Genomic DNA, 16710 nt, shown 5'->3' with positions numbered 1-16710 from the left:
GTGCTAGAAGAGTATCCGATCAGTGGGCGGCGCGCAGCAGACATTGCGGCGAGCGTCGAGCGGGCGGTGGCCGACGGCAGCCTCGAACCGGGGCGACTGCTGCCGCCGATGCGGGAGTTGGCGGAGCGGCTCGGGGTGAATCCCAATACGGTCGCGGCCGCGTACCGGACCCTGCGCGAGCGCGGGGTCATCGAGACGGCCGGCCGGCGCGGCAGCAGGGTCCGACCCAAACCGGCCACCACCGCGCGCGAGAGCATCCGCGTGGACGTCCCGGACGGCGTGCGGAACGTGTCGAGCGGCAATCCGGACACGGCCCTGCTGCCCTCGCTCGTCGAGGCGTTCACCGCCGCCGCCGAGGCCGCCGACCAGGACCCCGTGCTCTACGGGGACGCGTCGCTGGAGCCCGGGCTGGCGCGCGCCGCGCGCGCGGCGTTCGACGCCGACGGGGTGCCGGCCGGGCCGGTCGTCGTCACGTCCGGCTCCCTCGACGCCATCGAGCGGGTGCTCGCGGTGCACCTCAGACCCGGCGACGCGGTCGCCGTCGAGGATCCCGGCTGGGGCAGCATGCTCGACCTCGTGCCCGCGCTCGGACTGCGCATCGAGCCGGTCGGGGTGGACGACGACGGTCCGCTGCCCGGCGACGTGGCGCGGGCGCTGCGCGGCGGCGCGCGGGCCCTCGTCGTCACCGACCGGGCGCAGAATCCGACGGGCGCGGCCGTGAGTGTGGCCCGCGCCGAAGAGCTGCGGGAGGTCCTCGCCGCCCACCCGGACGTGCTGCTCATCGAGGACGACCACGGGCACGGCATCGTCGACCTGCCGCTGCACCCGCTGGCCGGGGACGCCCGCCCCTGGGCCTTCGTCCGCTCGGTCGCCAAGGCCTACGGGCCCGACCTGCGGCTCGCCGTGCTCACGGGCGACCCCGACACCGTCGACCGGGTGCGCGGGCGGCAGCGCCTCGGGCCCGGCTGGGTCAGCCGCATCACCCAGCGGGCCGTCGCCACGCTGTGGGCGGCCGGCGCGGTCGACGCGCGGGCCGTCTCGGCCTCGTACGGGCGTCGGCGCGACGCGCTGATCGCCGCGCTCGCCGCGCGGGGGATCGCGGCGCACGGGCGCAGCGGGATGAACGTGTGGGTCCCGGTTCCGGACGAGACCGGTGTCGTCGCCCGGCTGCTGCACGGGGGGTGGGCGGTGGCGCCCGGCGCCCGGTTCCGGATGAAGGCCGGGCCCGGGGTGCGGATCACCGTCTCCGGGCTGCGCGTCGAGGAGATCGACGCGGTCGCGGACGCGGTGGCCGCCGCCGTCGGCCCGGCCCCCGGCGCGGTCCGCTACGACTGAGCGCGGCCCCTGGACTGGGTGAGGGCCGCGCCCGCGATCACGACCAGCGCGCCGACCGGTGTCGACCAGCGCAGCGTCTCGCCCAGCACCGCGACACCGGCGGCGGTGGCGATGACGGGGATGAAGTACGTGACCATCTGCGCCGTCGTCGGGCCCACCTCGGCGACCAGGCCGTACTGGATGAGCACCGCGAGGCCCGTGCCGAGCGCGCCGAGCGCCACGATCGCGAGCAGCGGGACCAGCGAGAAACGGGACGGCCAGGACGTGAACAGCGGGGTCACCACGGCCAGTTGGACGGTGGCGACGAGCAGCTGGGCGCCGGTCATCGACAGGTGGGAGTGGCCTGACGCGGCCAGCGTACGCCGGACGTAGATCCAGCCGATCGGGTAGCTGAGCGACGCGAGCAGGGCCATCGCCGTGCCCGTCAGGTCCAGGCCGTGGAAGCCCTGCCACACGCCGAGCACGGTCAGGACGCCGAGGAAGCCGAGGCCTAGACCCGCGACCCGGCGCCGCGTCGGCCGGTCCTCGGAGAGCGCGACCAGGGAGAGCACCATGCCCCACAGTGGCGACGTCGCGTTGCAGATCCCCGCCAGCGTCGACGGGATCGTCTGCTCGGCGAACGCGAACAACGAGAACGGCAGTGCGTTCAGGAGGAACGCCGCCACCGTCAGATGCCCCCAGGTGCGGGCGCCGCGCGGCAGCCGCTCCCGCTTCACCGCCATCGCCGCCACGAGCACCAGCGTGCCGAACACGAGCCGGCCGAGCGTCACCTGGAACGGCGCGTACCCGTCCGTGCCCACCTTGATGAGCAGGAAGCTGAAGCCCCAGATGAGGGAGAGTGCGCCGAAGCGCAGGCGCCAGTCGAGGGCGCGGGACGGACCGGGTGCGGGCGCGGTCGTCGAGGTGGTGTCCGGAACGCTCCGGCGCGGGGTCGCGATGCTCATGGAGGCAAGCTTCGCGCGCCCCGTCCTCGTAGCACAAGCGAGAATTCTTGCGCGATATCGCTTAGCATCGCTTACATGTTGAACCTGGAGCGCCTACGCGTCCTCGACGCGCTCGCCCGGCACGGCTCGGTGAGCGGCGCCGCCGACGCCCTGCACGTCACGACGTCCGCCGTCTCGCAGCAGATGACCAAGCTGGAGCGCGAGGTCGGCCAGCAGCTCCTCGCCAAGCACGGGCGCGGCGTCCGGCTCACCGACGCGGGCCGGCTGCTGTCCGAGCACGCCGCGCGCATCCTCTCCCAGGTCGAGCTCGCCCAGTCCGACCTGGAGGCGCAGCGCGGTCAGGTCGCGGGGGAGCTGCGCATCGCCGCGTTCCCGACGGCGGCCCGCGGGCTGTTCCCCGCCGCCCTGTCCGCCCTGCGCGCCGAGCATCCCCAACTGCGCCTGCGCTCCCAGGAGCTGGAGCCCGAGGGCGGCGTCGCCGGAGTGGTGCGCGGCGACCTCGACCTCGCCGTCGTCCTCGACTGGTACAACAAGCCGATGCCGATGCCCGACGGCCTGGTCAAGGCGAGCATCCTCGACGACCCCGCCGACATCGCCATGCACGCCGGGCACCCGCTCGCGGGCCGCACCGAGGTCGGCCTGGAGGACTTCGCCGACGACGAGTGGATCACCTGGGGCGAGGGCGAGTTCTGCCACGAGTGGCTGCTGTTCACCCTGCGCGCCCGGGGCATCGAGCCGCAGGTCGGCCATCGCGCCGCCGAGACCCACACCCAGCTCGGCCTCGTCGCCGCGGGTCTCGGCGTCTGCGTCGCCCCGCTCCTCGGCCGCGACCCGATGCCCGAAGGGGTCGTCACGGTCCCGGTGCGCCAGCAGGTGCGGCGCCATGTCTACGTGGTCTGGCGGGCGGACGCGGACCGGCGGCCGTCGATCCGCGCGGCCGTCGAGGCTCTGCAGAAGGCGGGCGCCGATCTCGGGCGGACGGTGCCCTAGGGCGTGTGTCGAACGTCCCGCCTGCCCCGCGGCGCCCGGCACGCCCTAGCCGGCCGACGAGGGCATCCCGGGGAGCTTGCGGAAGTCCCAGGAAGCGATCTTGTCCGGGGTGAGGCGCGCCCAGGCGTGCCGCCCGTCGTGCACCATCTCGGACAGGCCGAAGTTCTTGCGCGCGAACAGCCGCTCCGGCGCGTCGAGTTCGGGGCACGGCTCGCCCGTGCGCGGGGACTCCCCGACGAACGCGATCCGGCCCGACAGCTCCACGCCGTGCAGCTCCCCGTACTCCTCGCCCGCGTCGACCACCACGGCCACCCGGCCGTCGGCCCGCAGGTCCGCCCAGCGCTTGCTGCGGTCGAGCGAGTACAGCCACAGCGAGGTCCCGTCCCACACGAACCACAGCGGGCTGACGTGCGGGGTGCCGTCCGCGGACACGGTCGCCACCCGGCAGGTGCGCTGCTCGGTGAGGAACGCGTCCCGTTCCTCGGCGGTCATCATGATCCGGCGGCCCCGGCGCTGTGTGACGGCCATGTGCGCTCCCTCGAAGGCGGGTCAGTGTGACTGACGATGCGTCAGAAAGGCAGCATGCTGGGTCTTCCGCCGTCGCGCAATGGTGGCTAGGGTCTGCCGCCGGACACCGACCGGACCACAGGGGGTCGCGCATGCCGTCGCACGAGGAACTCGCCGAACTGCTCGCCCCGCCCACGACGGTGCTGCTCACCGTGGAGTGCCAGCAGGGTGTGGTCGGACCGGACAGCGCCCTGCCCGAACTCGCCGAACAGGCCCGGTCCTCGGGCGCGCTCGACCGGGTGGCCCTGCTCGTCGCCGCCGCGCACGAGAGCGGCGCGCAGGTCATGCATGCCATCGCCGAGCGGCGCCCCGACGGCCGGGGGGCCAACCGCAACGGGCGGCTCTTCCGCGCCGCCGAGCGACTGCCCGTGCAGCAGCTCACTGGCACGAAGGCGGTGCGGGTGGCCCCGCCGATCGAGGTCGCCGACGAGGACCTCGTCGTACGCCGGCTGCACGGTCTCTCCCCGATCGCGGGCACCGACGTCGACCCGCTGCTGCGCAATCTGGGCTGCCGCACCCTCGTCGTCACCGGCGTCTCCGCCAATGTGGCGATCCCCAACGCCGTCTTCGACGCCGTGAACCTCGCCTACCAGGTCGTCGTGGTGAGCGACGCCGTCGCGGGCGTCCCCGCGGACTACGTCCCGGCGATGATCCGCAACACGCTCGCCCTGGTCGCGACCGTCGTCACGACCCAGGACGTGCTCACCGCCTGGAAACGGCGCCCTACGCGAGGCTGATGGCACCGCCGCTCGTCGTGATCTTCTTCTCGGCGAGCCCCTCGGTGGCCGGACCGTGCCGCACGCTGCCGTCCTCGATCGAGTACTTGCTGCCGTGGCACGGGCAGTTGATCGTGCCGCCCTCGACCGAGCTCACCGGACACTGCCGGTGCGTGCAGATGTTCGTGAACGCCTTGAACTCGCCCTTCTTCGGCTGGGTCACCACGACCCCGGCGTCGGCGAGGATCTTGCCCCCGCCCTCGGGGACCTCGCTCTCCTGGACGAGCTTCCGGCCGCCCGACGCGCCACCCCCGTCCCCGGCGGGAGCCGAGGCGCTGCCCGCCGGTTCGGACGCGCCGCCGTCCGAACCGCCGCACGCGCTGAGCGCCACGGCGATCCCGGCGGCGCCCACCGCCGCGACGACGACGCGGCGGGTCGGGGCGGGGCCGTGCGGTGCGGAGGACTCCTGCGAAGCGGTCATGCTGTCGGTTCCCTTCGAGACGGGCGGGCCTGGATCCGTGGGGGGATCTCCCTCGGATACGGGGCCGGCGGCCGGAGCGTTCAACGCCTCGGAGATTTTCCGGGCTTTCAGCTCCGGGGTCCCGCACCGCGCAGCAGCGTGTCGATGATGCGGGCGGCGAGCGCGTCCGGATCGGAGCCCTCCGGCTCGTTGTGCAGGGACTCCCCGATGAGCGCGTAGTAGACCCGGCGCACCCACTCGAGGTCCGCCCCCTCGTCGATGAGCCGCTCGGTCCGTGCCCGTTCCAGGAGGGCGACACAGCTGCGGTCGATGCCCTCATGCACCGTGGCGGCCTCGCTGCCCGGCTCCGCCGGCAGCTCCAGGGCGAAGGCCCAGGCGCCCTTGATCTGCAGCACGTTGGCCGTGATCCGGTGCATCGCCACCAGCGGCGGAGCGGTGTCCGGCCGGCCGTCGTCCACCGCGCGGGCGAGCTGGCGGGCCGCCGAGGACGCCAGCGCGTCGATCAGCGCCTGCCGGCTCGCGAACCGCCGGTGGATCGTCGTGCGGGCCACTCCCGCCGCCGCCGCGATCTGCTCCATGGAGGCCCCGGGGTCCTCCGCGAGCACCCGCTCGGCCGCCTCCAGGATCACGCGCACGCTGCGCTCCGCGTCCGCCCTCAACGGCCGCGCCGCCGCCTCACCCATCACGCCTCCCGCAAGTCCACCTGGTCAGACAGACGATACAACTCCGAGGCGATGGCGACCCTAGGTGAAACAGGTCTGTTGCAGTTCTGCTGATTACTGCTACCTTCTCCTCTCAGTTGGCCCGGCCGGGCCAGCTGACGCAGTAGTTCCCGTTGCCATCGGCCGAAGGAGAACACCGTGCACAGCACCGCCCTCGTCACCGGAGCCTCGTCCGGCCTCGGAGCAGAGTTCGCCGCACAGCTCGCGGCCCAGGGACACGACCTGGTCCTCGTCGCCCGCTCCGGCGACCGGCTCACCGCCCTCGCCGAGCGGCTGACCGCCGAACACGGCGTCCACGCCCACGTGGTGGTCCAGGACCTCGCCGCGCCGGACGCCGCCCGCCACGTCACCGACCAACTGGCCGCCCGCGGACTGAGTGTCGACCTCCTGGTCAACAACGCCGGCTTCGGCACCTGCGGGCGCTTCGAGGAGATCTCCGGCGAGCGCGACCACGACCAGCTCATGGTCAACGTCGTCGCGCTCGTCGACCTCACCCACGCCCTGCTGCCCGGCATGCTGGAGCGCGGTCGCGGCGCGGTCCTCAACGTCGCGTCCAACGCGGCCTTCCAGCCGTCTCCCTACTTCGCCGTCTACGGCGCGGCCAAGGCGTTCGTCCTCAACTTCGGCCTCGCGCTGCGCCAGGAGTACCGGGGCCGCGGCATCCGGGTGCTCACTCTGTGCCCCGGCCCCGTCGAGACCGCCTTCTTCGACACCATCGGCACCCGCCGGGCCGCCGTCACCGGCTCCATGACCACTCCGGCGCCCGTCGTCCGCGCCGCGCTGCGCGCCCTGGAACGCGACCGCGGCTACGTGGCCCCCGGGCTGAGCAACGCCCTGGGCGCCCACCTCACGCCCCGCCGTCCCCGCACCCTGGTCGCGGCCGTCGCCGAACGCATCACGCGCAAGGTCCTCGCCGACCCGGCCACTGCCTCGGCTCTCTCGGGGCGCGCGGCATGAGGCCGGGACGGCGGCGCGGGGCGGCTCCCGCCGGGCTCAGCCCTCGGGCCGCAGGAGGCCGCGCTCGTACGCCTTCCTGAGGTGCTGCGGTACGAGGTGAGTGACGCCTTCGACGGTCACCGGAACCAGGGAGGGGGTGCTCGCCTTCCACTGCGCGCGGCGGTGGCGGGTGTTGCTGCGGGACATCTTGCGCTTGGGGACGGCCATGAGGGTCCGATCGTAGGAGGGGTGGGACGGAGCGGGTGCGGGTCAGCGGGTGGCGTAGGGGAGCAGGGCCATCTCGCGGGCGTTCTTGACGGCCGTGGCGAGCTGCCGCTGCTGCTGTCGGCTGACCCGGGTGACGCGGCGGCTGCGGATCTTGCCGCGGTCGGAGATGAACTTCCGCAGCAGATCGGTGTCCTTGTAGTCGATGTGGGTGATGCCGGCCGCGTCGAGCGGGTTCGGCCGGTTCTTGCGGGCGGGCGCGGGCTTGCCGGTGCGGGCCATGAGGTCTCCTCGGTGGGGTGGGGTGGGGTGGGGTGGGGCGGGTCAGGCGGCGTCGAGCAGGTGGTCGAAGCCGGTGGGGCGCGGCAGGGCGGCCGGCCCGGAGGCGAGTTCGTCGTCGGTGAGCAGGCAGGAGTCGAGCAGCGAGAGCAGTCCCGTCCGGTCCAGGTCGGGTGAGGTGAAGACGAGGTGCTGGCAGCGGTCGCCGTGCTCGGGATGCCAGTCGAGGGCGGCCGCGGTGCGGCGTTCGGGCGGCATCAACTCCCAGGCGGCGTCCGGCAGCGCGGCCATCCAGGGGCCGGCGTTCTCCACGCACAGGGCGCCTCCGGCGGCGTCCCAGGCGAGCAGGCTGTCGGGCCGGTCGGCGAGCCAGAACCGTCCGCGGCTGCGGGCCGCGGCGCAGCACAGGTCCTCCAGGGCCGCGTAGAGACGCCCGGCGTGAAAGGGGCGGCGGCGCTGCCAGACGAGCGTGCTGACACCCTCCTCGTCGCAGTCGTGCGGGAGCCGGGCGCAGGCCGGGTGCTGGGCGGAGGCCGCCGCGCCCACGTCGAACCGGGCGAGCGCCGCGCCGCCCAACTTCCCTGAATCCACCCGGACATGGGTCGCCGTGGGATGCAGCTGGCGCAGGAGCGCGAGGTCGTCGAGCCCGGCGTCCGGGCTGTCGGTGACGGCGAGGACGGGGGCGTACTCCAACTGTCGCGCGAAGGTGTCGGCGACCGTGCGCTGGTCCGTGGCGGCCGCGGCCAGCCCGGCGTCGGCGAGGTCGTCGCCGTTCGACAGGCAGGGCAGGACCAGGGCGGGATCGACGGCGGTCAGCACGTTCGCGAGGCGGAACACGTCGTGGCCGTGCGCGGCGACGACCTCGGCCATGGCGCGCGGCTCCACGGAGTCCCACAGCTCCACGACCGCGAGGCGGGTCAGTCCGCCGGCGGCCAGTCGCTCCAGCTCGGGCACGAGGTCCTCGCGCAGGGCGCAGCAGGCACAGTCGTTGACGAGGGGCGTCTCGCCCCGGGCGGTCTCGCCCGTGGCGTCGCGGACGGTGCGGCGCACGGTGCCTGTCGGGCCCGCGGACAGGTCGTGGTGCAGGGCCACGCTCCCGGGCACCTCGCGCAGCAGCCGCTCGACCGCGGCGCGACGGGCCTCTGCGTGCAGCCCGCCGACGATCACCACCGGCATCGGGGGTTCTTCGGTTGGGTTCATGGCGGGTAGCATACGACAATGATTTCCATTATCGGTAAGCCGATGGAGAGAAAGGCAGCACTCGTATGTCCGCGCACTGCCAACTGACCGGCGCCCGGCCGGTCTTCGGCAAGAAGATCTCCCACTCGCACCGGCGCACCTCACGCCGCTTCGACCCCAACATCCAGAACAAGCGCTACTGGCTGCCCGGTGGGGGGCGGCACGTCCGGCTGCGGCTCAGCGCGCGTGGCATCAAGACCGTGGACGTCATCGGCGTCGAGGCGGCCGTCGCCCGGATCCGGGCCCGAGGGGAGCGCGTCTGATGGCGAAGAAGAGCAAGATCGCGAAGAACGAACAGCGCAAGCGGATCGTGGCCCGGTACGCCCTGCGCCGCGCGGCGTTGAAGGCCGTCCTGGCGTCCCCGCGCGCCACGGACGACGAGAAGACCGCCGCCCGGACGGAACTGCGCCGCCAGCCCCGCGACGCGAGCGCGACCCGCGTCCGCAACCGCGACAGCGTCGACGGGCGCCCCCGAGGCCACCTCCGCAAGTTCGGCCTCTCCCGCGTGAACGTCCGCGAACAGGCCCACGGGGGCCACCTCCCCGGGGTGACCAAGTCCTCCTGGTAGCCCGGATGCTGGGACGGAGCGGCGCGAGTGCGGCGCTCCGTCCCGGTGCGCGGCCCCGGGAGGTCGCCGGTGCCGGCTCGGTCGACGGGCGCGACACCGGAGCGGTCCCCAGGGTGTTCTGGACCCCGTATAACCTGGGCGGATGCTGGATGAAGTCGCTGTGAAGCGGTACATCGCGCCTTTGCGTGAGGGGGGCTCTCTGCCCGGGCTCGTGGAGGGCGGGGATCTCGCCTCCTATGTCTTGAAGTTCACCGGGGCGGGGCAGGGGCGCAAGACGCTGGTCGCCGAGGTGGTCTGCGGGCGGCTCGCGCGGGCGCTCGGGTTCCGGGTGCCGGAGCTCGTCGCGCTCGACCTCGACCCGGTGATCGGCCTGGGCGAGCCCGACCCCGAGGTGCAGGGGCTCGTCAAGGCGAGCGGCGGCACGAACCTGGGGATGCGGTACCTGTCCGGCGCCCTGGGGTTCGACCCGCTCGCCTATGGCGTGGACCCGCTGGAGGCGGGCCGCGTCGTCTGGTTCGACGCGCTGATCAACAACGTCGACCGGTCCTGGCGCAACCCGAACATGCTGGTCTGGCAGGGCGACCTCTGGCTGATCGACCACGGCGCCAGCATGATCTGGCACCACAACTGGCGCGGCGCCCCGGCCTGGGCCGGCAAGCCGTACGACGCGAGCGACCACGCCCTCGCCCGGTTCGCCCCCGACATCGCCGCGGCAGCCGCCGCACTCGCGCCGCGCGTCACCGAGGAGCTGCTCGGCGCGGCGGTCGCCGACATCCCCGACGTGTGGCTCACCGACGAGCCCGGGTTCGACTCGCCCGACGCCGTGCGCCGCGCCTACGTGGAGACGCTGCACGCGCGCGTGGCCACGATCCACGAACGCATCACGCTGCCCGAGGGCGGCGCGGACCAGGCCCGGCCGAGCGCGCCGGGCTGGCTGACCCCGGGAGCCGGCCGATGAGCGAGCGCGACGTCTTCGAGTACGCCCTGCTGCGGGTCGTGCCCCGTGTCGAGCGCGGCGAGCAGATCAACGCCGGCGTGGTCGTGTACTGCCGTGCCCGGTCCTTCGTCGCCGCGCTGACCCACCTGGACGAGAGCCGCCTGCTCGCCCTCGCCCCCGAGGTCGACGTAACCGGCGTGCGCGCCCTCCTCGGCGCGATCGAGCGGCACTGCGAGGGCGGCGCCGCCTCCGGCCAGGCCGCGGAGGACGACGCGGGCCGCCGTTACCGCTGGCTCATCGCCCCGCGCTCGACGGTCGTCCAGCCCGGCCCCGTGCACACCGGCCTGACGGCCGATCCGGCGGCCGAGGCCGAGCGGCTGCTCGACCTCCTCGTGCGCTGACCGGGGCGTTCGCGCCCCCTTCCGGCGGCCGTCCGGCGGCGTGAGTGATCAGAGGCACGCGGTGGGTACGTTGACACCGCGTGCCAGGGCTTCTAGCGTCACCCGCACAAGGTACTAAGCGGTCGCTCACCCGCACCGGAGCGAAGCGGCCGACCTCTAGGGCGAGGAGACCGAACAGCATGTCCACCACTGAGCAGCGCGTAGCGATCGTCACCGGAGCGGCGCGCGGCATCGGCGCCGCCACCGCGATCCGTCTGGCCCAGGAGGGTCGCGCCGTCGCCGTGATCGACCTCGACGAGGCCGCCTGCAAGGACACCGTCGAGCAGATCACCGCCGCCGGTGGCAAGGCCCTCGCCGTCGGCTGCGACGTGTCCGACGAGGCGCAGGTCGAGGCCGCCGTCGCGCGCATCGCCGAGGAGCTCGGCGCCCCCACGATCCTCGTGAACAACGCGGGCGTGCTGCGCGACAACCTCCTGTTCAAGATGAGCGTCTCCGACTGGGACACCGTCATGAGCGTGCACCTGCGCGGCGCGTTCCTGATGTCCAAGGCCGTCCAGAAGCACATGGTGGAGGCCAAGTTCGGCCGCATCGTGAACCTGTCCTCCTCCTCGGCGCTCGGCAACCGCGGCCAGGCCAACTACTCCGCCGCCAAGGCCGGCCTGCAGGGCTTCACCAAGACCCTCGCCATCGAGCTCGGCAAGTTCGGCGTCACCGCCAACGCCGTCGCCCCCGGCTTCATCGTCACCGAGATGACCAAGGCCACCGCCGAGCGCGTCGGCATGGGCTTCGAGGACTTCCAGGCCGCCGCCGCCACCCAGATCCCGGTGCAGCGCGTGGGCCGCCCGGACGACATCGCCAATGCCATCGCCTTCTTCACCGGCGAGGCGGCCGGCTTCGTCTCCGGCCAGGTCATGTACGTGGCCGGCGGCCCGCTCAACTGAACCCGGAGGCCACGGACATGAGCACCACCGAACTCCCGCCGCTCTCCGGCAAGGTCGCCCTCGTCACCGGCGCCAGCCGCGGCATCGGCTACGGCGTCGCCGAGGCCCTCGTCGCCCGCGGCGACCGCGTCTGCATCACCGGACGCGGCGAGGACGCCCTCAAGGAGGCCGTCGAGTCCCTCGGCGCCGACCGCGTCATCTACGTAGCGGGCAAGGCCCACGACGTGGCGCACCAGGCCGTCGCCGTCGAGCGCACCATGGAGGCCTTCGGCCGCGTCGACTTCCTGGTGAACAACGCCGGCACGAACCCGGTCTTCGGCCCCATCGCGGACCTCGACCTGGACGTCGCCCGCAAGGTCTTCGAGACCAACGTCGTCTCGGCGCTCGGCTTCGCCCAGCAGACCTGGAAGGCCTGGCAGAAGGACAACGGCGGCGCGATCGTGAACATCGCGTCCGTCGCCGGCGTCTCCGCCTCGCCCTTCATCGGCGCGTACGGCATCAGCAAGGCCGCGATGATCAACCTGACGCTCCAGCTCGCCCACGAGTTCGCCCCGATGGTGCGGGTCAACTCGATCGCGCCGGCCGTCGTGAAGACCAAGTTCGCCGAGGCCCTGTACGAGGGCCGGGAGGCCGAGGTCGCGGCGTCCTACCCGCTGGGCCGGCTCGGCGTGCCCGAGGACATCGGCGGCGCCGCCGCGTTCCTCACCTCGAGCCAGTCCGACTGGATCACGGGTCAGACCCTGGTCGTGGACGGCGGCATTTTCCTCAACGCCGGCGTCGGCTGAGCACGATGAAAAGGGCGTCGGCTGACAACGGCTGACAAACGTCCTCGCAGTTGAAGAGCCCCGCCGGAACAAGCGGTTCAACCGGCGGGGCTCTGCGATATGGTCTGCCGATCCCTTGGCATGTCCGATCGAGGAGCGTGCGCGTGTTCAAACGGTTGCTTGCCCCCCGTACGTTGGCGGCGACTGCGTCCATATCCCTGCTCGCCGGGTGCGGACTGGTGGAATCAGGCGGCTCCGAGGATGCGGAGCCCATCGTCGTGGGAACGACGAGCGCGCCCAGCACGCTCGACCCCGCGGCCTCCTGGGACGGTTCCTGGGAGCTGTACCGCAACGTCTTCCAGACCCTCGTCGCCTTCCCCTCCGGAGCCGCCCAGCCGGAACCCGACGCCGCCGAGTGCTCCTTCGAGGACGCCGGCAACCGCGAGTACCGGTGCACCCTGCGCGAGGACATGAAGTTCTCCGACGGCGACAAGCTCGACGCCGCCGCGGTGAAGTACTCGATCGACCGCATCCGCAGGGTCGGGGTCAAGGGCGGACCGGTCGGACTGCTCGGCAGCCTCGACCGCGTCACCACCAAGGGCGACCGGGAGGTGACCTTCCACCTCAAGAAGACCGACGCCACGTTCCCCTTCGTCCTCGCCACTCCGGCGATGTCGATCGTGGACCCGAAGGAGTACCCGGCCGACAAGCTCCGCGAGGACGGCAAGATCACCGGCTCGGGGCCCTACGCGCTCGACTCCTACACCGAGGGCGACAAGGCCGTCCTCGTGAAGAACGAGCACTACGACGGCTTCGCCGACCGCAAGAACGACGCCGTGACGATCCGCTACTTCGAGGACTCGGCCGACATGGTCGCCGCCCTGAAGGCGAAGAAGATCGACGCGACCTTCCGCGGACTCGGCGCGTCCGACGTCGTCGACCTCCAGGCCAAGCACGGCTCCGAGGGTCTGCAGCTCGTCGAGGGCGCGGGCACCGAGATCAGCTACCTCGTCTTCAACCCGAAGGACCCGTGGGCCGGCAAGCGCGCCGTGCGCCGGGCCGTCGCCCAGGTGATCGACCGCGGCGCCATCGCGCACGAGGTCTACCGGGACACCGTCGAGCCGCTGTACTCCATGGTCCCCAAGGGCCTCACGGGCCACACCACGGACTTCTTCGACGACTTCGGCGATCCGAGCGCCACGAAGGCCGCCGGGATCCTGTCGGACGCGGGCATCACCACGCCCGTCCCGCTCACCCTCTGGTACACCACGGACCGGTACGGCTCCCAGACCGCGCCCGAGTTCCAGGAGATCAAGCGGCAGCTCGAGGAGTCCAAGCTCTTCAAGGTGACGCTCAAGAGCCGCCCCTGGAAGACCTATGAGGCGGGCTACCGCAAGGGTGAGTACCCGGTGTTCGGCCGCGGCTGGTTCCCCGACTTCCCGGACGCGGACAACTTCATCGCGCCGTTCGTCGGGAAGGAGAACGCGCTGGGCACCCCGTACGTGACGCCGGAGATCACCGACCGGCTGCTGCCGCAGTCGCGCCAGGAGAGCGACCGCGGGGCCGTGGTGCGCCAGTTCGAGCGAGCGCAGCAGATCATGGCGCAGGACGCGCAGCTGTTGCCGCTGTGGCAGGGCAAGCAGTTCATCGCGGCCAGCGACGAGATCTCCGGTGGCGAGCGGGCCCTGGACCCGTCGACGATCATGATGATGTGGGAGCTGTCCCGCAAGACCAGCTGGTGAGCGAGGTCCGCACGGGATCCCCGGCGCCGACTGTCAGTGGGCGCCGGTAGGTTCAGGGGTGTTGTCGAACCGGCCGGGCGCGGACTTCTCCGCGCCCGGCCGGGCAAGTGACCGTACCCCGGAGGTTGTTGACGTGACCGACACCGCGATGCTGCCCGAGTCCTGGCGCGGCGTCCTCGGCGAGGAGCTGCAGAAGCCCTACTTCAAGGAGCTCACCGAGTTCGTCGAGGAGGAGCGTGCGAAGGGTCCCGTCTACCCGCCGCGCGACCAGGTCTTCGCCGCCCTCGACGCGACGCCGTACGACAAGGTCAAGGTCCTCGTCCTCGGTCAGGACCCGTACCACGGCGAGGGCCAGGGGCACGGCCTCTGCTTCTCGGTGCGGCCCGGTGTGAAGACCCCGCCGTCGCTGCGGAACATCTACAAGGAGATGCAGGCCGAGCTCGGCACCACGATTCCGGACAACGGGTATCTGATGCCGTGGGCCGAGCAGGGCGTCCTGCTGCTCAACGCGGTGCTGACCGTCCGCGCCGGCGAGGCGAACTCGCACAAGGGCAAGGGCTGGGAGAAGTTCACCGACGCCGTGATCCGCGCCGTCGTGGACCGCCCCGACCCCTGCGTGTTCGTCCTGTGGGGCAACTACGCGCAGAAGAAGCTTCCCCTCATCGACACCGAGCGGCACATCGTCGTGAAGGGCGCCCACCCCTCGCCGCTGTCCGCGAAGAAGTTCTTCGGTTCCCAGCCGTTCACGCAGATCAACGAGGCGGTCAAGGCCCAGGGCCACGACCCGATCGACTGGCAGATCCCCGATCTGGGCTGAGCCGTGCCTGCCGGGGATCGCGGGCGGCGGCCGTTAGCGTCGACGGGTGTGCGCCGCACGCGATCGGTGACAGCGCTTGGAGGAGCCAGTGGCACAGCAGCGTGAGCAGGCGGCGGACGACGCCATGATGACCCGCATCGGGCAGGTGGTCATGCTGGCCCACGCCGGCGACCGCGAGGAGGCGCGCGACCGCTTCCTCGGCCTGTGGGCGGAGATCGGCGAGGACGGCGACCCACTGCACCGCTGCACCCTGGCGCACTACATGGCCGACACCCAGGACGACCCGGACGACGAGCTGGCCTGGGACCTGCGGGCGCTGTCCGCCGCGGACTCCCGGGGGCCGGGCGGGGGCGCCGCGCTGCGCTCCCTGTATCCGACGCTGCATCTCAGCCTCGCGTCGGACTACGTGAAGCTGGGCCGGCCCGGCGCCGCTCGCAGCCATCTCGCCCGGGCCCGGGCCGGGCTCGGAGCGCTGGGGGACGACGGGCACGGTCAGGGGGTCCGTGCCTCCCTCGCCCGGCTTGAGCAGCGGGTCGCGGCGCTGCCCGAGGACGGGGACGAGGAGGGTGGGCGGCCGGGGGGCGAGCCGCTCGGGCCGCCGCGGCGGGGGTTCTGAGGGGGCCTCCGGCGGGGGCGGGATTTTCAGGTGGGTGCCGGGTGGGGTTGTTCTTCGTCCACGGCTCTCGTCGTGGCTGGTCGCGCAGTTCCCCGCGCCCCTGAAATGCAGACGCTTCGCGTCGCATTTCCCCGATGGGGCACCGCCCCGATGGAGATCGCGCACGAAGTGCGCATCTCCAGGGGCGCGGGGCTGTGTCGATTTGCGGCTCCGCCGCGTGGGCGCGACCAGCCCCCAACGGCCCGCAGCCGCATCGGTACGAGAAATGAGCCGGTCAGCCGCCGTACACGTTGTGGCAGATCGCCGATTGGGGGCTGTCCGGGTCCCAGCCTCCGTAGCGGCGGCCCAGGGCGCAGACGTCGGTCTGGGCCGGGGGCTTCGGGGCGGGCGGGGGCTCGGTTTCGGCGCGGGGCGCCGGTACGTGCGGGGCGGGCTGCGCAGGGGGCCGCGGGGGAGGGGCGGCGTGCCGGGCCGGGGGAGCGGGCGGCGCCGCGTGCGGTTTCGACGGGTGCGGTGAGGCGCCGGTGCGCCGCAGGCCGTCGCTCACCGGGCTCGGGGTGAGCGGCAGGTCGGCCTGACCGTCCGGGCGGGCTTCCGGTGCGGTCACCGAGGGGGAGGCGGGCCGGTCCGGGACGTCGGGCGTGGACACGCTCATGCAGCCTGAGGAGGCCGCGGCGGTGACGGCCGCGGCCGCCGTGAGCAGGAGCGAGGCGGAAGTGATCTTTCTGGGCACCCGCGCCACTCTGCTGGACGCCGGGACGCCGGCGGAACCGTGGAGGGCGAGGATGCCCCGCACGGGTGACGCGAAGGGCGCGGAGGTGCCGCGAGCGTGAGCCGCGCGCCGTTCAGGAGCTCTGGCGCGGGCCCGGCCCACCGAGCATGCCGTGCAGCAACTCCCCGTAGCCTTCGCGCAGTTCCGTCAGGCTCGGCACCGACGCGTGGAACGTTCCGGCGACGCAGCAGAACATGATCCCCTCCGTCCACGCCACGAGGGACAGGGTGTGCCGCGCGGGGTCCGGCGAGCCCGCGGCGCGCAGCAACTCGGTCAGCGGCCCGCGGAACTGACGGCCGGTCTCGTCGAAGAACGTGCGCAGCTCGGGTCGCCGGGTCGCCTCCAGGGCCAACTCGTAGCGGCAGACGACCAGTTGCGGATGGCGGCTCAGGTAGCGGTGCAGGGCCAGCGCCATGCCGTCCACGAGGGCGGGCAGTCCGTCCGCCGGTGCGGGCAGCTCGTCGATCGCGAGGACCTGGGCCTCGCGCTCCGCGAGCCGGCGCAGCGTCACCTCCAGGAGGGCGAGCCGGGTGCGGGCGTGGTTCGACGTCGACCCCTGCGGCAGCCCCGCCGTCTCGTCGACGGCCCGGTGCGTCAGGCCTCGCATGCCGCGCTCGGCGAGCAGGACCAGGGCGGCGTCGGCGATGCGGTCGGCACGGGACGGCTGTGCGCCGGACGGTTCGGTGGTGGCGGGGCGCTTCATGGTCGGCAATCTATC

At 72.9% G+C, this 16710-nt stretch carries 22 protein-coding genes; 13 read left to right on the top strand and 9 right to left on the bottom strand.

The window, feature by feature from the left end:
* The gene (locus ACZ4E1_RS25870) at positions 1 to 1335 is read left to right on the top strand and encodes an aminotransferase class I/II-fold pyridoxal phosphate-dependent enzyme (protein ID WP_467543173.1); all 1335 of its coding nucleotides are present in this window, start codon (positions 1 to 3) and stop codon (positions 1333 to 1335) included.
* Here ACZ4E1_RS25870 and ACZ4E1_RS25865 read toward each other — a convergent pair.
* On the bottom strand, positions 1326 to 2279 hold the full coding sequence (locus ACZ4E1_RS25865; RefSeq protein WP_467543170.1) for a DMT family transporter: 954 nt from the start codon (positions 2277 to 2279) through the stop codon (positions 1326 to 1328). The genes ACZ4E1_RS25870 and ACZ4E1_RS25865 overlap by 10 nt on opposite strands.
* Before the next feature lie 75 nt (positions 2280 to 2354).
* Between ACZ4E1_RS25865 and ACZ4E1_RS25860 the strand changes: the two genes are divergently transcribed.
* Entirely contained in the window at positions 2355 to 3269 is a 915-nt protein-coding gene (locus ACZ4E1_RS25860) for a LysR substrate-binding domain-containing protein (RefSeq protein WP_467543167.1), read from the top strand.
* 45 nt (positions 3270 to 3314) lie between these two features.
* On the opposite strand, the gene ACZ4E1_RS25855 is transcribed toward ACZ4E1_RS25860, so the two are convergent.
* Positions 3315 to 3797 carry a pyridoxamine 5'-phosphate oxidase family protein gene (locus ACZ4E1_RS25855; RefSeq protein WP_467543165.1) on the bottom strand — a complete coding sequence of 161 codons (483 nt, stop codon included), beginning with the start codon at positions 3795 to 3797 and terminating at the stop codon, positions 3315 to 3317.
* Between the two features lie 131 nt (positions 3798 to 3928).
* On the opposite strand from ACZ4E1_RS25855, the gene ACZ4E1_RS25850 reads away from it, so the two are divergent.
* On the top strand, positions 3929 to 4573 hold the full coding sequence (locus ACZ4E1_RS25850; RefSeq protein ID WP_467543163.1) for a cysteine hydrolase family protein: 645 nt from the start codon (positions 3929 to 3931) through the stop codon (positions 4571 to 4573).
* On the opposite strand, the gene ACZ4E1_RS25845 is transcribed toward ACZ4E1_RS25850, so the two are convergent.
* Positions 4560 to 5033 (bottom strand): Rieske (2Fe-2S) protein, encoded by a 474-nt coding sequence (locus tag ACZ4E1_RS25845; RefSeq protein ID WP_467543160.1) that lies wholly within the window; start codon positions 5031 to 5033, stop codon positions 4560 to 4562. The two genes, ACZ4E1_RS25850 and ACZ4E1_RS25845, sit on opposite strands and share 14 nt — an antisense overlap.
* Before the next feature lie 107 nt (positions 5034 to 5140).
* The gene (locus ACZ4E1_RS25840; RefSeq protein WP_467543158.1) at positions 5141 to 5716 is read right to left on the bottom strand and encodes a TetR/AcrR family transcriptional regulator; all 576 of its coding nucleotides are present in this window, start codon (positions 5714 to 5716) and stop codon (positions 5141 to 5143) included.
* Positions 5717 to 5893: 177 nt separating this feature from the next.
* Between ACZ4E1_RS25840 and ACZ4E1_RS25835 the strand changes: the two genes are divergently transcribed.
* Positions 5894 to 6712 carry an SDR family NAD(P)-dependent oxidoreductase gene (locus ACZ4E1_RS25835; RefSeq protein WP_467543156.1) on the top strand — a complete coding sequence of 273 codons (819 nt, stop codon included), beginning with the start codon at positions 5894 to 5896 and terminating at the stop codon, positions 6710 to 6712.
* A 36-nt stretch (positions 6713 to 6748) separates the two neighbouring features.
* Here the strand turns inward: ACZ4E1_RS25835 and rpmF are convergent, their stop codons facing one another.
* From rpmF to ACZ4E1_RS25820, 3 genes are read right to left on the bottom strand one after another with little or no spacing between them, the layout of a single operon-like run.
* Positions 6749 to 6919, bottom strand: coding sequence for a 50S ribosomal protein L32 (gene rpmF / locus ACZ4E1_RS25830; RefSeq protein ID WP_467543154.1), 171 nt, complete (start codon positions 6917 to 6919; stop codon positions 6749 to 6751).
* A gap of 42 nt (positions 6920 to 6961) precedes the next feature.
* The gene (gene rpsR, locus ACZ4E1_RS25825; RefSeq protein ID WP_467543152.1) at positions 6962 to 7198 is read right to left on the bottom strand and encodes a 30S ribosomal protein S18; all 237 of its coding nucleotides are present in this window, start codon (positions 7196 to 7198) and stop codon (positions 6962 to 6964) included.
* A gap of 42 nt (positions 7199 to 7240) precedes the next feature.
* Complete coding sequence (locus tag ACZ4E1_RS25820) at positions 7241 to 8395, bottom strand: CobW family GTP-binding protein (RefSeq protein WP_467543150.1); 1155 nt, start codon at positions 8393 to 8395, stop codon at positions 7241 to 7243.
* 65 nt (positions 8396 to 8460) lie between these two features.
* Between ACZ4E1_RS25820 and rpmB the strand changes: the two genes are divergently transcribed.
* The 9 genes from rpmB to ACZ4E1_RS25775 all read left to right on the top strand — a co-directional run bounded on the left by rpmB (position 8461) and on the right by ACZ4E1_RS25775 (position 15220).
* Complete coding sequence (rpmB, locus tag ACZ4E1_RS25815; RefSeq protein WP_467543148.1) at positions 8461 to 8697, top strand: 50S ribosomal protein L28; 237 nt, start codon at positions 8461 to 8463, stop codon at positions 8695 to 8697.
* Positions 8697 to 9002, top strand: a complete 306-nt coding sequence (gene rpsN / locus ACZ4E1_RS25810; RefSeq protein ID WP_467543146.1) for a 30S ribosomal protein S14 — start codon at positions 8697 to 8699, stop codon at positions 9000 to 9002. The genes rpmB and rpsN overlap by 1 nt, the downstream gene beginning before the upstream one ends.
* Before the next feature lie 142 nt (positions 9003 to 9144).
* Positions 9145 to 9960 carry a HipA family kinase gene (locus tag ACZ4E1_RS25805; protein ID WP_467543144.1) on the top strand — a complete coding sequence of 272 codons (816 nt, stop codon included), beginning with the start codon at positions 9145 to 9147 and terminating at the stop codon, positions 9958 to 9960.
* Positions 9957 to 10340, top strand: a complete 384-nt coding sequence (locus ACZ4E1_RS25800) for a DUF3037 domain-containing protein (protein ID WP_467543142.1) — start codon at positions 9957 to 9959, stop codon at positions 10338 to 10340. The genes ACZ4E1_RS25805 and ACZ4E1_RS25800 overlap by 4 nt, the downstream gene beginning before the upstream one ends.
* 179 nt (positions 10341 to 10519) lie before the next feature.
* A complete protein-coding gene (fabG, locus tag ACZ4E1_RS25795) occupies positions 10520 to 11281 on the top strand; it encodes a 3-oxoacyl-ACP reductase FabG (protein ID WP_399128116.1) in 762 nt (253 codons plus the stop codon).
* A gap of 17 nt (positions 11282 to 11298) precedes the next feature.
* Positions 11299 to 12066, top strand: a complete 768-nt coding sequence (locus ACZ4E1_RS25790) for an SDR family oxidoreductase (protein WP_467543138.1) — start codon at positions 11299 to 11301, stop codon at positions 12064 to 12066.
* Between the two features lie 137 nt (positions 12067 to 12203).
* The gene (locus ACZ4E1_RS25785) at positions 12204 to 13787 is read left to right on the top strand and encodes an ABC transporter substrate-binding protein (protein ID WP_467543136.1); all 1584 of its coding nucleotides are present in this window, start codon (positions 12204 to 12206) and stop codon (positions 13785 to 13787) included.
* A 133-nt stretch (positions 13788 to 13920) separates the two neighbouring features.
* Positions 13921 to 14604, top strand: coding sequence for a uracil-DNA glycosylase (locus ACZ4E1_RS25780; RefSeq protein ID WP_467543134.1), 684 nt, complete (start codon positions 13921 to 13923; stop codon positions 14602 to 14604).
* Between the two features lie 88 nt (positions 14605 to 14692).
* Positions 14693 to 15220: a hypothetical protein gene (locus ACZ4E1_RS25775; protein ID WP_467543131.1), complete on the top strand. Its 528-nt coding sequence runs from the start codon at positions 14693 to 14695 to the stop codon at positions 15218 to 15220.
* Between the two features lie 274 nt (positions 15221 to 15494).
* On the opposite strand, the gene ACZ4E1_RS25770 is transcribed toward ACZ4E1_RS25775, so the two are convergent.
* Together ACZ4E1_RS25770 and ACZ4E1_RS25765 are read right to left on the bottom strand one after the other, a co-directional pair.
* Positions 15495 to 15953, bottom strand: coding sequence for a hypothetical protein (locus tag ACZ4E1_RS25770; protein WP_467543128.1), 459 nt, complete (start codon positions 15951 to 15953; stop codon positions 15495 to 15497).
* Positions 15954 to 16065: 112 nt separating this feature from the next.
* Positions 16066 to 16695 (bottom strand): TetR/AcrR family transcriptional regulator, encoded by a 630-nt coding sequence (locus ACZ4E1_RS25765; RefSeq protein ID WP_467543125.1) that lies wholly within the window; start codon positions 16693 to 16695, stop codon positions 16066 to 16068.
* Between the last annotated feature and the right edge of the window lie 15 nt (positions 16696 to 16710).

Source organism: Streptomyces sp. NPDC025806 (assembly GCF_055558275.1).
The sequence above is the reverse complement of the archived record's forward strand: the minus strand, read 5'-3'. Positions and strand labels throughout refer to the sequence as shown.

Coding starts and splice junctions, on each gene's coding strand:
- ACZ4E1_RS25865 (WP_467543170.1), bottom strand. CDS start 2,279: ATGAGCATCGCGACCCCGCGCCGGAGCGTTCCGGACACCACCTCGACG.
- ACZ4E1_RS25860 (WP_467543167.1), top strand. CDS start 2,355: ATGTTGAACCTGGAGCGCCTACGCGTCCTCGACGCGCTCGCCCGGCAC.
- ACZ4E1_RS25855 (WP_467543165.1), bottom strand. CDS start 3,797: ATGGCCGTCACACAGCGCCGGGGCCGCCGGATCATGATGACCGCCGAG.
- ACZ4E1_RS25850 (WP_467543163.1), top strand. CDS start 3,929: ATGCCGTCGCACGAGGAACTCGCCGAACTGCTCGCCCCGCCCACGACG.
- ACZ4E1_RS25845 (WP_467543160.1), bottom strand. CDS start 5,033: ATGACCGCTTCGCAGGAGTCCTCCGCACCGCACGGCCCCGCCCCGACC.
- ACZ4E1_RS25840 (WP_467543158.1), bottom strand. CDS start 5,716: ATGGGTGAGGCGGCGGCGCGGCCGTTGAGGGCGGACGCGGAGCGCAGC.
- rpmF (WP_467543154.1), bottom strand. CDS start 6,919: ATGGCCGTCCCCAAGCGCAAGATGTCCCGCAGCAACACCCGCCACCGC.
- rpsR (WP_467543152.1), bottom strand. CDS start 7,198: ATGGCCCGCACCGGCAAGCCCGCGCCCGCCCGCAAGAACCGGCCGAAC.
- ACZ4E1_RS25820 (WP_467543150.1), bottom strand. CDS start 8,395: ATGAACCCAACCGAAGAACCCCCGATGCCGGTGGTGATCGTCGGCGGG.
- rpmB (WP_467543148.1), top strand. CDS start 8,461: ATGTCCGCGCACTGCCAACTGACCGGCGCCCGGCCGGTCTTCGGCAAG.
- rpsN (WP_467543146.1), top strand. CDS start 8,697: ATGGCGAAGAAGAGCAAGATCGCGAAGAACGAACAGCGCAAGCGGATC.
- ACZ4E1_RS25805 (WP_467543144.1), top strand. CDS start 9,145: ATGCTGGATGAAGTCGCTGTGAAGCGGTACATCGCGCCTTTGCGTGAG.
- ACZ4E1_RS25800 (WP_467543142.1), top strand. CDS start 9,957: ATGAGCGAGCGCGACGTCTTCGAGTACGCCCTGCTGCGGGTCGTGCCC.
- fabG (WP_399128116.1), top strand. CDS start 10,520: ATGTCCACCACTGAGCAGCGCGTAGCGATCGTCACCGGAGCGGCGCGC.
- ACZ4E1_RS25790 (WP_467543138.1), top strand. CDS start 11,299: ATGAGCACCACCGAACTCCCGCCGCTCTCCGGCAAGGTCGCCCTCGTC.
- ACZ4E1_RS25765 (WP_467543125.1), bottom strand. CDS start 16,695: ATGAAGCGCCCCGCCACCACCGAACCGTCCGGCGCACAGCCGTCCCGT.